We start from the raw sequence: 13017 nt of genomic DNA, 5'->3' as shown, positions 1-13017 counted from the left end.
GTGTCGAGGACCAAGGTCATGGCCACAACGCTCATCAAGAACGCCGAACTCGCGGTCGCCTGGGATACCTCCGAGAAGGCGCACACCTATGCACCCGACACGGACATCGCCTTTACCGATGGCACGCTGACCTTCGTCGGCCGCGGCTATGAAGGCACCGCCGATACGGTGATCGACGGCCGCGGCCTGATGGTCATGCCGGGCCTCGTCAACATCCATTCCCACCCGTCGAGCGAGCCGCTGAACAAGGGCTTCCTCGATGAGATCGGCTCGCCCGGCCTCTACAATTCCTCGCTGTATGAATACATGCCGATCTTCCGCGCCGATGCGGACGCGGTGCCGAGCTGTGTGCGCGTCGCCCTGTCCGAACTGCTGCTCTCCGGCGTCACCACGCTCGCCGATCTGTCCATGGCGCATCCCGGCTGGCTCGACCTGCTGGCCGAGGCCGGCATGCGCGTCTGCATCGCGCCGATGTTCCGCTCCGCCCGCTGGTTCACCAAGAACGGCCACGTCGTCGAATACGAGTGGGACGAGAAGGCTGGCGAGAAGGCGATGGAGGAAGCCCTCCGCCTCGTCGAGCGCGCCGAACAGCATGAGTCCGGCCGCCTCTTCGGCATGGTCGTGCCCGCGCAGATCGACACCTGCGCGGCCGGGCTGCTGAAGGAAAGCAACCAGGAGGCCAAGAAGCGCGGCCTGTCCTGGCAGATCCACGCCGCGCAATCCGTCGTCGAATTCCACGAGATCACCCGCCGCCACGGCATGACGCCGATCGGCTGGCTCGACTCAATGGGCCTGCTCGGCGAACGCTCGATCATCGGCCATGGCATCTTCCTCGACGACCATCCCTCGACGCCCTGGCACACCAAGGACGACCTGAACCGCCTGGCCGAGACCGGCACCACCGTAGCCCATTGCCCGACCGTCTTCGCCCGGCGCGGCATCGCGATGAAGGATATCGGCCGCTACATCCGTCGCGGCGTGAACATGGGCATCGGCACCGACACCTACCCGCACAACATGCTCGATGAGATGCGCCTCGCCGCCCACATCGCCCGCACCCAGGCCGGCGACCCGCGCACCATGACCACGACCGACCTGTTCAACGCAGCGACGATCGGCGGCGCGAAGGCGCTCGGCCGCGATGACATCGGTCGCCTCGCGGTCGGCTGCAAGGCGGATTTCTCGCTGGTGGACATCACCCACCCGATGATCCGCCCGGCCTATGACCCGCTGCGCAGCCTCATCTACGCCGCCGGGGATCGCGCCCTGAAGGCCGTCTTCGTCGATGGCAACAAGGTCGTCGAGGATGGCGAGGTGTTGACCATGGACTACCGCCAGGCCGCCGCGCATCTGAACGAGGCGCAGAAGCGCATCGCCAGCGGCGTGCCCCAGCGTGACTGGGCGCATCGCAGCGCGGAGAAGATTGCGCCGCCGACGTTTCATTGGTCGTGAGGGTGCGCCTCAAGGCTGGAGGGGCTCTGCCCCTCCAAGCCACCCCGCCAAAGGCCCGGGGCCTTTGGAATGCCATCCATGGGCGCCGGGCGCCGCTGCCAGGATCGATGCCGTGACCCGCCTTTGTGCTCAACGCGTGTTTGCCGGAGACATTGCTGCCGCCCCGCCGCGCGCCAGGTTGAGGTTTCCAAAGGCCCTTAGGCCTTTGGTGGGGAGAGGTCCGGAGAGGGGCGACGCCCCTCTCTGGCCTACCCGCCCAAACGACACCAGCGCCCTATGACCGACCTCCTCACCATCGCCGGCCTGCGCACCGTCTTCCGCACCCATGGCGGCGAGATCGCCGCGGTGGACGGCGTCGACCTCTCGGTCCCGCGCGGCCGCACCCTCGGCATCGTCGGTGAATCCGGCTGCGGCAAATCCGTCCTTTCCCTCTCGGTGATGCGCCTCGTCGCCCATCCCGGCCGCGTCGCCACCGGCTCCGTCACGCTCGACGGCCGCGATCTGCTGAAGCTCTCCAACGCGGATATGCGTGACGTCCGCGGCAGCCAGGTCGCGATGATCTTCCAGGAACCGATGACCAGCCTGAACCCGGTCCACACGGTCGGCTTCCAGATCACTGAGGCGATGCGCGCCCACGACACCCACGCCTCCAAGGCCGAATTGAAGAACCGCGCGATCGAAGCGCTCAAGCGCGTGCGCATCCCCGCCCCCGAGCGCCGCTTCGACGAATACCCGCATCAGCTCTCCGGCGGCATGCGCCAGCGCGTGATGATCGCCATGGCGCTCGCCTGCAGCCCGAAGCTGCTGATCGCCGACGAGCCAACCACCGCGCTCGACGTGACGGTGCAGGCGCAGATCCTCGACCTGCTGCGCGACCTGCAGCAGGAAACCGGCATGTCGATCATCCTGATCACCCACGACCTTGGCGTCGTCGCCGAAATGGCCGACGACGTCGCCGTGATGTATGCCGGGCGCGTCGTCGAACGCGGCGCGGCCGGCGCGGTCTTCGCCGACCCGATGCACCCCTACACCCTCGGCCTGCTCGGCTCCGTCCCGCGCCTCGATGAGGAACGCGAAACCCTGCTCGCCATCGAGGGTTCCGTGCCGCCGCCCTTCGCCCTGCCCAAGGGCTGCCGCTTCCACCCGCGCTGCCCCTTCGCGGTGGATGCCTGCAAATCCGAGCAGCCCCCGCTGCGCATGCTCGCCGATGGCCATCAGGCCGCCTGCATCCGCGCCCCTGTCGAGGCCTTCGTCGCATGAGTGACACGCTGCTCGAGGTGACCGGCCTCGCCAAGCACTACCCAGTGCGCGAGGGCCTGATCCTGGCCAGGCAGGTCGGCGTGGTGCGTGCCGTCGATGGTGTCTCCTTCACCGTCAATCGCGGCGAGACGCTCGCCCTGGTCGGTGAATCCGGCTGCGGCAAATCCACCACCGCGCGGCTGGTACTGCGGCTCATCGAACCCTCCGCCGGCACCATTAATTTCGAGGGCGTGAACGTCACCCGCAGCGCCGGCGCCGCCCAGCGCGCGATGCGTCGGCGCATGCAGATCGTCTTCCAGGACCCTTATGCCAGCCTGAACCCGCGCCTGACTGTCGCCGATACCATCGCCGAACCGATGATCGTGCACGGCATCGGCGACACCGCCTCGCGCCGCAAACGCGTCGAGGAACTGCTCGGCCTCGTCGGCCTGCGCCCATTCCACGCGCAGCGCTACCCGCATGAATTCTCCGGCGGCCAGCGCCAGCGCATAGGCATCGCCCGCGCGCTCTCGGTGCAGCCGGACCTCGTGGTCTGCGACGAACCGGTCAGCGCGCTCGATGTCTCGATCCAGGCGCAGGTGGTGAATCTGCTGAAGGACCTGCAACGCCGCTTCGGCCTGGCCTATCTGTTCATCGCCCACGACCTCGCGGTGGTGAAGCACGTCGCCGACCGTGTCGCGGTCATGTATCTCGGCCAGATCGTCGAGACGGCGCGCAAGGGCGATCTCTTCACCACCCCGCGCCACCCCTATACCCGCGCGCTGCTCGCCGCGATCCCGCACCCCGACCCGCAGCGGCGCGGGCAGGTGAAGCCGCTCGGCGGCGACGTTCCGAGCCCGATGAACCCACCCCCCGGCTGCCGCTTCCACACCCGCTGCCCCTTCGCGCAGGAGCGTTGCCGCATCGAGGCGCCCGCGCTGCGTCGCATGGCTGACGGCCACGAAGCCGCCTGCCATTTCGCCGAGACGCTGCCGCCGGCCGGCCTCGACTTCAGCGGCGGTCTCTCGGAGATCGCGGCGAAGCGCCTCGCGCTTTACGCCCGCGCCCTCGCGGCGTGATCAGGGTGCGTTCCGCGGCGGGCCCATGTCCGCGAGGGCACGCCACGTGGAACCGCCTTCCCGTTGAACGGGCGTCGCCACCAATGCTGGTGGTTTCAGGCCTGGAAATATCTGCTCAAACTGTCGCGTCATCGCCGGAGCACCAGACATGACCGATGTCCTCGTCGTCGGAGCAGGCCCGGTCGGCCTGACCATGGCCTGTGAACTCGCGCGCCACGGCGTACGCTGCCGGATCATCGACAAGGCCGAACAACCTTCCCCCTATTGCCGCGCCATCGGCGTCACCCCCCGCACCCTCGAGATTTGGGAAGGCATGGGCATCGCGCGGGAGGCGATCGATGCCGGGCTATGGATCACCGGCATGCGCTCGGTCATCGCCGGCCACCCGCCCTTTGACATGCAGCGCGACCTGTCGGACCTGCCCTATGCCAGCCTCGGCATTCCGCAATACGAGACGGAGCGCGTGCTGACGCGCCACCTCGTGCGCCATGGCCTGGCAATCGAACGCGGCATGGCCCTTGAGGCCCTGCACCAGGATGTGGAAGGCGTCACGGTCACCCTGAACGGCCAGTCGCGCCGCTTCGCCCATGTCATCGGCTGCGACGGCGCGCACAGTGCCGTGCGCCGCGCCCTCGGTATCGCCTTCGAGGGCGAGGCCATGCCGATGACGTTCATGCTCGGTGACGTCCACATGGCGGCCGACCTGCCCTATGGCTTGGCGCTGCGCGCCGTGCGCCCGCGGGAGGATGCGCCGCCCGACCTGTTCGTCGCGGTGCCGCTGCCCGAGCCCAACCGCTACCGCGTCTCGATGATCGCACCCGAGAGCATGGCCACCGGCGCCGGCACGGGCCACGGCATCCAGGCGGACATGGCCGGCCCCGATCTCGCCACTCTCCAGGCCGTCGCTGACGATCTGCTGCCCGACCGGCCGGTGCTGTCGGACCTCCGCTGGTCGTCCCTCTTCCGCATCAGCATGCGCCTCGCCGCGCGCTATCGCGACGGGCATGTCTTCATCGCCGGCGATGCCGCGCATATCCATCCGCCGACCGGCGGGCAGGGGATGAACACCGGCATCCAGGACGCCTGCAACCTCGCCTGGAAGCTCGCCGCCGTGTTGTCAGGCCGCGCACCGGCCGCACTGCTCGACAGCTATGAGGCCGAACGGCGCCCTGTTGGTGCGGATGTCGTCGCGCGGACCCTGGCGGCCTCGATCAACTTCGGCCGCGAAGGCGGCGCCAAGCCGGATCGGCTCGAGGATACGCAGATCCTGGTGAACTACCGCGACTCCGTCTGGGTGCGCGACGATGGCGGCGCCGAAGGCCCGCATGCCGGCGACCGCGCCCCCGATGCCGGCGGGCTGCGGCGTCAAGGCGTCGGCTTTTCGCTGCGCCTGTTCGATATCCTGCACGGCACCGAACCGGTGCTGCTGGTCCAGGGGCAGCCAAATGAGCTGCCCCGCGTCGCCGGGCTGCGCGTCGTCGCGATCACCGGGACAGCCATGGACGATCGCCACGGCGTCACGATGCTGCATGACGCCGCGGGGGCATTCGCTGCGGCGTATGGCAGCGCGGCCGGTGCCTGGCTGGTGCGCCCGGATGGCCATGTCGCCTGGCGTGGACCGACAGCGGCCCATCCGGGGTTGGCCGACGTGCTCGGCCGCGTCTTCGGGCTGCGCTGACGTGGTTTGACAAGACGGCGGTGCCCTACCGACACTGGCCGCAATCAAACCCGGAGGAACAAGCATGTCCCGCGCGGCGCCCGCCATCCTGGCCCGACGATCCCTGCTCACTGCCGCATCGGCGCTGCTCGCCACGCCGGCGCTCGCGCAGGCGCCCTGGCCGAACCGCCCGGTGCGCATCGTGGTGGGTTTCCCCGCCGGCGGCACGACGGACATCCTCGGCCGCATCGCCGCGCAGATCCTGCAGGAATCCCTGGGCCAGCCCGTCGTGGTCGAGAACCGCCCGGGCGCCGGGTCGAACATCGCCGCGCAGGCGGTGCTGCGCAGCCCGCCGGACGGCTACATGCTGTTGCTCGGCTCGCCCGGCACCAATGCGATCAATCCGCATCTCTATGCCAATGCCGGCTACGACCCGCTGAAGGACTTCCTGCCGATCAGCCAGATCGCGGAAGTGCCGAACCTGATCGCGGCGCATCCGGGCCTTGGCGTGCGCGACGCGGCCGCGCTGATCGCCTTGGCGAAGACGCGCACGCTCTCCTATGGCGAGACGAGCATCGGCGGTTCCACGCATCTCGCTGCCGAGTTGTTCCGCCTGATGGGTGGCTTCGAGGCGACGCACGTCTCCTATCGCGGCTCCTCGCCGATGATGGTGGATTTGCTGCCCGGCCGCATCGACTTCGGCACCGACAACCTACCCTCGATCATGCCGCATATCCGTTCCGGCGCGCTGGTCGCGATCGGCGTGACCTCGGCCGAACGCTGGCCCGCGAATCCCGAGATCCCGGCCATCGCCGAGACCCTGCCGGGCTATGAGGTGACCGCCTGGTTCGGCCTGGTCGCGCCGCGCGGCACGCCGCCCGAGATCATCGCGCAGGTGAACCAGGCGCTGCGCGTCGGGCTGGAGAATCCGGTGACGGTCTCGCGCATGGCCGAACTCGGCGCCCGGCCGCTGCCCGGCCCGCCCGAGGTCTACCAGGCACGCAACGAACGTGAATTCATCCGCCTCGGCGACCTGATCCGCCGCGTCGGCATCCGCGCGGAATAAGGGAGAGCGCCATGGCACGCATCGGTTTCATCGGTCTCGGCAGGATGGGCGCGCATATGGCGCGCAACCTGCTCAAGGCCGGGCACGAGGTTGTGGTCTTCGACATCGTGCAGGCAGCGGTCGATTCCGTCGTCGCGTCGGGGGCGAAGGCGGCCTTCTCCTCCGCCGCCGCGGCACAGGATGCGGACGTCGTCATCACCATGCTGCCGGCCGGCGAGCAGGTGCGCGACGCCTGGCTGGGGCAGGGCGGTCTCGCCAAGGCGTCCCGCGCCGATGCGCTACTGATGGATTGCTCGACCATCGACGTCGCAACAGCGCGCGAGGTCGCGGCGGCGGCGGGTCGGCCCTTCCTCGATGCGCCGGTCTCCGGCGGCGTGATGGGGGCCGAGGCCGGCACACTCACCTTCATGGTCGGCGGCGACGCGGAAGCAGTCGATCGCGCGAAGCCGATCCTCAGCGCCATGGGCAAGACCATCGTCCATTGCGGCGATGCCGGCGCCGGCCAGGTCGCGAAGCTCTGCAACAACATGATGCTCGCCGCCACCATGGCAGTGACCTCCGAGGCCTTCGTCATGGCCGAACGGCTCGGCCTGCCGGCGCAGGCGCTCTACGACGTGTGCTCCAAATCCACCGCGATGTCCTGGGCGCTGAACAACTCCTGCCCGGTGCCCGGCCCAGTGCCGACGAGTGCGGCGAACCGTGATTTCGCACCCGGCTTCACCGCGGCCCTGATGCGCAAGGACCTTGGCCTCGCCCAGCAGGCGGCGAAGGATGCTGGCGTGGATGCGAAGGTCGGCGCGCTGGCGCTCGCGCTGTTCGACCGCTTCGTGGAAAGCGGCGGAGGCGGCAAGGATTTCTCGGGAATCATCACGATGATCCGTGAAGGCAAGTGACCATGACGACGACTTTTGTTTCACCACGGCTGCTCATGATCGGCGGCGGTGCGGTCGGGAAGCTCGCCGAGGTTCTCGGCCAGTTCGGCTTCTCGAAGCCGCTGGTGGTCACCGACCCATGGATGGTTTCCTCCGGCACGGTGGAGAAGGCGCTCGCACCGCTGCGCGCCGCCGGCATCACCGCCGGCGTGTTCTCCGACACGGTGCCCGACCCGACCGACACGGTCATCGAGGCCGGCGTCGCCGCCATGAAGGCGGGCGACTATGACTGCCTGGTCGGTTTCGGCGGCGGTTCCCCGATGGACACCGCCAAGGCGATGGCCATCCTCGGCGCCGCGCCCGCGGGTGCGAAGATGCGCGACTTCAAGGTGCCGGCGCAGGCCAATCGTGGCGCGCTGCCGGTGATCGGCGTCCCGACCACGGCGGGCACCGGCAGCGAGGCGACGCGCTTCACCGTCATCACCGACACCGAGCGCGACGAGAAGATGCTGATCGCCGGCCTCGGCGCGCTGCCGCTCGCCGCCGTGGTGGATTACGAACTGACCTTCTCGCTGCCGGCGCGCATCACCGCCGATACCGGCATCGACAGCCTGACCCACGCGCTGGAGGCCTTCGTCTCCAAGCGCGCCAATGACGAGGCCGATGAATACGCGCTGCGGGCGATGCGGCTGATCGCGCCCAACCTGCGCACCGCCTATGCCGAGCCGTCCAATGGCATCGCCCGCGCGGCGATGATGAAGGGCGCGACCTTGGCCGGGATCGCCTTCAGCAATTCATCGGTCGCACTGGTGCATGGCATGTCACGCCCGATCGGCGCGCATTTCCATGTCCCGCACGGCTTGTCCAACGCCATGCTGCTGCCGGCGGTCACCGAATACAGCCTCAACGCCGCCCTGCCGCGCTATGCCGAGGCCGCGCGCGCCATGGGCGTGGCCACCGCCGCCGAGGGCGACCAATCCGCCGCCGCCAGGCTGCTGCAGGAACTGCGCGACCTCAACCGGGACCTCGCCGTGCCGACGCCGGCCGCCTATGGCATCGACCCGGCGGCCTGGAACGCGCTGTTGCCGACCATGGCCGAGCAGGCGCTCGCCTCCGGCAGCCCGGCGAACAACCCGGCGGTGCCGGCGGCGGAGGAGATCGTCGCGCTGTACCGGCGCGCCTGGGCGGGGTGAGAGACCTTGCCGCGCCGCGGGCCAGGACCGCCGGGGCGGCGGATGCCTCCTGATGCACCAGGGGCGTGATTGACCGGCGCCGAGCGGGCATGATGCGGCCGCCCCGGGACGGAAACGCTGCCATGGTACCAGGAATCGCCATCCTCGATGGAGCCGCCGCGCCGCCGGATGGCGCGGCCATGCACGCGGGGTCCGGCCCGTGCTGAGCGCCGCGCCGAAGAGACTCGCCCTGGCGCTGTGTCTGTTGCTGCTGGCCATGGGGGTAGGCCGCGCGGCGCTGCGGCCGGCCATCGACACGTCGAGCCCGGCCGCGACCTACGCGAGCTTCCTGTCCGAGGCGCGGCGGATCGAGGGCCTCTTCGCGGCATATCGCGCCGATCCGGGCCTCTCGACGCAGCTTGTCGTGGTGCGGGCGATAATCGGCCTCGGCACGGCGGTCTTCGACCTCAGCGACTTCGCCCCCGACCATCGCTGGAAGGACGCCGCCCGCTCCGTCGCGCTGCTGGTGGACATCCTCAACCGCATCCCAGTCGTGCCGCCCGAGGCCTTCCCCTCAGGTAGCGGCGCCAACGCGCCCGCGCATTGGACCATCCCCGGCACCGAGCTGACCATGTCGCGCATCGAGAGCGGCCCACGCTCCGGCAGCTACGTGTTCTCCGCCGCGACTGTCGCCCGGCTGCCGGAATTCCGCGCCATGGTCGAGGGCGACCCGGTGACGCAACGCACCGACATGTCGAACTGGACCCTGGCGCAGCAGCAATTCGTCGGACCCCTGCTCAAATGGCTGCCCGTGCAGCAACTGCCCGCGTGGACGCATGCGACCCTGCTCGGCGCACCGGTGTGGAAGCTGTTGTTCCTGTTGGCCAGCATATTCCTCGCGGGCTGGTTCTTCCTGCTGTGGAACCGCTGGCTGATGCGCGCCACGGTGGGCGCTACCGGGATGCGCAAATTCGCGCTGCGGCTGCCGGCGGCGCTCATGCTCGCCGTGCTGACGGCCTTCATCCATTTCATCGCGTCGCTTCAACTCGTCCTGCCCAGCCCGATCGGCGACTGGGAGACAACGCTGGCGATGATCCTGCTCTATCTCTCGGCTGCCTGGGGGGCCTGGCTCACCTGCTGGCTGTTGGCCGAGGCGATGATCGCCTCGCCGATCTTTCCCGACGACCTCTACGACGCCAATCTGTTGCGTCTGCTCGCGCGCGTCGGCTCGCTCGTCGCGGCGTCGGTCCTGATCATCTATGGCGCGAATGATATCGGCGTACCCGCGGTCGGCCTGCTCGCGGGCGTCAGCGTCGGCGGCATCGCCCTCGCCCTGGCGGCGCAATCGACTGTGGAGAACCTCTTCGGTGGCGTCTCTATCTTCGCCGACCGCCCCTTCCGCGTCGGCGACTTCATCCGCTATGGCGAGGACAGTGGCACGGTCGAGACGATCGGGCCGCGCTCGAGCCGCATCCGCGGCCTCGACGGCACGTTGACGGCGGTACCGAATGCGGACCTCGCCAAGATGCAGCTGACCAACCTCACCGCCCGCGACAGGACGCTGTTCCACCACACGATCATGGTCCGCTACGAGACCTCGCGCGGGCAGTTGCAGCATCTGCTCGCGACGCTGCGCGACAGGGTGAGCGCCCATCCCAGCGTGGAGAAATCCGCCACCCTGCCGCGCATCCGCCTCGTAGGCCTCGGCTCATCCTCGGTGGATATCGAGATCTTCGCCAAGGTGCTGGTCCCCGACCTCGCCGGCTATCTCGAGGTGCAGGAAGTCCTGATCCTCGAGATTATGAACGCGGTCGAGGACTACCGCGCCGGCTTCGCCATTCCCGCGACCATCACCCACGCCGCCCCGCCGAGCGAGACGCCCCGCGCCACCACGCCAGGCGCCTGACCCGGCGTCGTTCAGCCCTTCGCTGGCTTCGGGCCCGCCGGCGGCTCGTCCTTGCGCAGCCGGGTCCGACCGGTGAACAGTACGATCGGCGCCGCGATGAAGGTCGAGGACGACGTCCCGATCACAATGCCCGCGATCATCAGCCAGCCGAAGCCCGACAGCGTCTCGCCGCCGAACAGCGCCAGCGGCACCGCCGAGAGCAACAGCGTCATCGACGTCCCGAGCGTGCGGTTCAGCGTCTCGTTGATCGACAGGTCCACCAATTGCTCGAGCGGCATCGTCTTGAACTTACGCAAATTCTCGCGCATGCGGTCGAACACCACGACCTTGTCGTTGGCGTTGAAGCCGATGATGGTCAGGATCGCCGCGACGGTGGTCAGGTTGAACTCGATCCCGGTCACCACCATCACGCCGATCACCTTCGTGGTGTCCAGCATGAGCGTGACAACGCCGGCAATGGCGAATTCCCATTCGAAGCGGATCCAGATGTAGGCGAGCATGGCCAGGAAGGAGAGGCCGAGCGCCAGCATGCCGCCGAGGAACAACTCATCCGAGACGCGATTGCCCACCGCCTCGACGCGCAGGATGCGCGTGCCGGCGGCGACGTTCTCCAACGCGCCGCGCACGGCATTCACCGCATTCTGCACCGCGCCCTCGTCGCCCTGCGCCGGCAGCCGGATGGCGTAGGTCGAATGGTCGCCGAACTGCAGGATGGTGGCATCGCCGAGATTCAGCCCGCTTACCGCCGAGCGCAACGCGCCGATGTCACCGGGCCCGGGCGTGCGGACTTCCATCTCCAACCCGCCCTTGAAGTCGATGCCCTTCTCCAGCCCCGGATAGAAGGCCAGCGCCACCGAGGCGGTCGACAGCACCGCCGAGGTCAGCAGCCCGATCCGCGCCCCGCGCATGAAGCGGATGCGCGTGTCATCCGGCACGATGCGGAACAGCGGCCGCGCCAGCCGCTGCATCAGCGTCAGCCCCGGCCGTTCGATCACCGGCAGTTCCTTCGGCCGCGTGCGGCGATACCACCAGGACACCATCAGCCGGGTCAGCACCGTCGCCGTCCACATCTGCACCACGGTGCCGATCGCGACGGTCACGGCGAAACCCTTCACCGGCCCTGAGCCGAAGCCATACAGACAGGCCATGGCGATCAGGTTGGTGAGGTTGGAGTCCATGATGGTGCCGGACGCCTTGGTATAGCCGGCCTCCAGCGCATTGATCGGCGTTCGTCCGTTCTTGATCTCTTCGCGTATCCGCTCGTTGATCAGGATATTGGCGTCGAGCGCGGTGCCCAGCGTGAGCACGATGCCGGCGATGCCCGGCAAGGTCAGCGTCGCCTCCAGCAGCGATAGCCCCGCCATCATCAGGATGATGTTGAACACCAGCGCGATGTTGGCCAGCCAGCCGAACAACCCGTAGGCGAGCCCCATATACAGGAAGACGAAGGCCGTCCCGGCCGCCAACGCGATCATGCCGGCACGGATCGCATCCGCCCCGAGTTCCGGCCCGACGGTGCGTTCCTCGACCACGGTGAGCGGGGCGGGCAGGGCGCCCGCGCGCAGCAGCACCGAAAGCTCATTGGCCGATTGCGCGTTGAACGACCCACTGATCTGCCCCTGGCCGCCGGTGATCGGCTCGCGGATCACCGGCGCGGTGATCACCTTGTCGTCCAGCACCACGGCGAAGGGGCGGCCGACATTCTCGCGCGTTATCTGCGCGAAGCGCCGCGTGCCGACCGAATCGAACTGGAAATTCACCACCCATTCGCCGTTGCGGCTGTCCTGCCCGGCGCGGGCGTTGGTCAGGTTGGCGCCATCCACCTCGACGCGCCGCCGCACGGCGAAGCGTTCGCCCGGCCGCTCGCCAGGCAGGAACATCACCCCCGGCGGTGGGGTGCTGGCCAGCGCCGCATTCTCATCTACCAAGTGGAAGGTCATGCGCGCCGTGCGGCCCAGCAGTTCCTTGATCCGGTTGGGGTCCTCGACGCCCGGCAGCGTCACCAGGATGCGCGACTGCCCCTGGCGGGCGATCAGTGCTTCCGCGACGCCCGTCTCATCGATGCGGCGGCGGACGATCTCGATGGATTGCTCGACCGCGCTGGATGCCTTGGCGCGCAGCCCGGCCTCGGTCAGCGTCGCCCAGATCTGCCCGTCCGGCTCGCTGGTCACGTCGATATCGGGCACGTTCTGCCCGGTCGACATGGTGACCGGATTGGCCAGCTCGCGCAGCGCGGCGACCGCCGCGGGCACCTGTGCGGCATCGAGCACGCGCAGCCCCATCCGCCGGTTCGCCGCATCGGCGGCGAGGTTCACGTAGCGGATATTGCCCGTGCGCAGGCGCGTGCGCGCGCCGTCGATCATGCTCTCGAGCCGCTCGCGCACCACGGTGTTGAGGTCGACCTCCAGCAGCAGGTACGACCCACCCCGCAGATCGAGTCCGAGGCTGACCTGGCGGGCCGGGAACCAGCTCGGGAAGGCCGAGCGCGGCGCCAGGTTCACCATGGCGATCAGCGTCCCGATGAGGCAGACCGCCAGGATGGTGACGGTCTTCCAGCGCGCGAAATGAAGCATG

At 68.9% G+C, this 13017-nt stretch carries 9 protein-coding genes; 8 read left to right on the top strand and 1 reads right to left on the bottom strand.

The window, feature by feature from the left end:
* The first annotated feature begins 18 nt into the window (after nt 1–18).
* The 8 genes from IEY36_RS00860 (at nt 19) to IEY36_RS00825 (ending at nt 10443) form a co-directional block, all read left to right on the top strand.
* A complete protein-coding gene (locus tag IEY36_RS00860; RefSeq protein WP_188965021.1) occupies nt 19–1452 on the top strand; it encodes an amidohydrolase family protein in 1434 nt (477 codons plus the stop codon).
* A gap of 276 nt (nt 1453–1728) precedes the next feature.
* A complete protein-coding gene (locus IEY36_RS00855) occupies nt 1729–2712 on the top strand; it encodes an ABC transporter ATP-binding protein (RefSeq protein WP_188965020.1) in 984 nt (327 codons plus the stop codon).
* The gene (locus IEY36_RS00850) at nt 2709–3770 is read left to right on the top strand and encodes an ABC transporter ATP-binding protein (RefSeq protein WP_188965019.1); all 1062 of its coding nucleotides are present in this window, start codon (nt 2709–2711) and stop codon (nt 3768–3770) included. The genes IEY36_RS00855 and IEY36_RS00850 overlap by 4 nt, the downstream gene beginning before the upstream one ends.
* A gap of 148 nt (nt 3771–3918) precedes the next feature.
* A complete protein-coding gene (locus IEY36_RS00845; RefSeq protein WP_188965018.1) occupies nt 3919–5448 on the top strand; it encodes an FAD-dependent monooxygenase in 1530 nt (509 codons plus the stop codon).
* Between the two features lie 64 nt (nt 5449–5512).
* Nucleotides 5513–6493: a Bug family tripartite tricarboxylate transporter substrate binding protein gene (locus IEY36_RS00840; protein ID WP_188965017.1), complete on the top strand. Its 981-nt coding sequence runs from the start codon at nt 5513–5515 to the stop codon at nt 6491–6493.
* An 11-nt stretch (nt 6494–6504) separates the two neighbouring features.
* The gene (gene mmsB / locus IEY36_RS00835; RefSeq protein WP_188965016.1) at nt 6505–7386 is read left to right on the top strand and encodes a 3-hydroxyisobutyrate dehydrogenase; all 882 of its coding nucleotides are present in this window, start codon (nt 6505–6507) and stop codon (nt 7384–7386) included.
* A gap of 2 nt (nt 7387–7388) precedes the next feature.
* Nucleotides 7389–8558, top strand: coding sequence for an iron-containing alcohol dehydrogenase (locus IEY36_RS00830; RefSeq protein WP_188965015.1), 1170 nt, complete (start codon nt 7389–7391; stop codon nt 8556–8558).
* 199 nt (nt 8559–8757) lie between these two features.
* On the top strand, nt 8758–10443 hold the full coding sequence (locus IEY36_RS00825; protein WP_188965014.1) for a mechanosensitive ion channel family protein: 1686 nt from the start codon (nt 8758–8760) through the stop codon (nt 10441–10443).
* An 11-nt stretch (nt 10444–10454) separates the two neighbouring features.
* On the opposite strand, the gene secD is transcribed toward IEY36_RS00825, so the two are convergent.
* Nucleotides 10455–13016, bottom strand: a complete 2562-nt coding sequence (gene secD / locus IEY36_RS00820; protein WP_188965013.1) for a protein translocase subunit SecD — start codon at nt 13014–13016, stop codon at nt 10455–10457.
* Nucleotide 13017 lies beyond the last annotated feature (1 nt).

This window comes from Neoroseomonas lacus, from assembly GCF_014644535.1.
GTDB classification, from domain to species: domain Bacteria; phylum Pseudomonadota; class Alphaproteobacteria; order Acetobacterales; family Acetobacteraceae; genus Neoroseomonas; species Neoroseomonas lacus.
This window is presented reverse-complemented; position numbering and strand designations above follow the sequence as displayed.

Excerpts from the sequence above, each read along its gene's own strand:
- IEY36_RS00860 (WP_188965021.1), top strand. The coding sequence starts at position 19 with ATGGCCACAACGCTCATCAAGAACGCCGAACTCGCGGTCGCCTGGGAT.
- IEY36_RS00855 (WP_188965020.1), top strand. The coding sequence starts at position 1,729 with ATGACCGACCTCCTCACCATCGCCGGCCTGCGCACCGTCTTCCGCACC.
- IEY36_RS00850 (WP_188965019.1), top strand. The coding sequence starts at position 2,709 with ATGAGTGACACGCTGCTCGAGGTGACCGGCCTCGCCAAGCACTACCCA.
- IEY36_RS00845 (WP_188965018.1), top strand. The coding sequence starts at position 3,919 with ATGACCGATGTCCTCGTCGTCGGAGCAGGCCCGGTCGGCCTGACCATG.
- IEY36_RS00840 (WP_188965017.1), top strand. The coding sequence starts at position 5,513 with ATGTCCCGCGCGGCGCCCGCCATCCTGGCCCGACGATCCCTGCTCACT.
- mmsB (WP_188965016.1), top strand. The coding sequence starts at position 6,505 with ATGGCACGCATCGGTTTCATCGGTCTCGGCAGGATGGGCGCGCATATG.
- IEY36_RS00830 (WP_188965015.1), top strand. The coding sequence starts at position 7,389 with ATGACGACGACTTTTGTTTCACCACGGCTGCTCATGATCGGCGGCGGT.
- secD (WP_188965013.1), bottom strand. The coding sequence starts at position 13,016 with ATGCTTCATTTCGCGCGCTGGAAGACCGTCACCATCCTGGCGGTCTGC.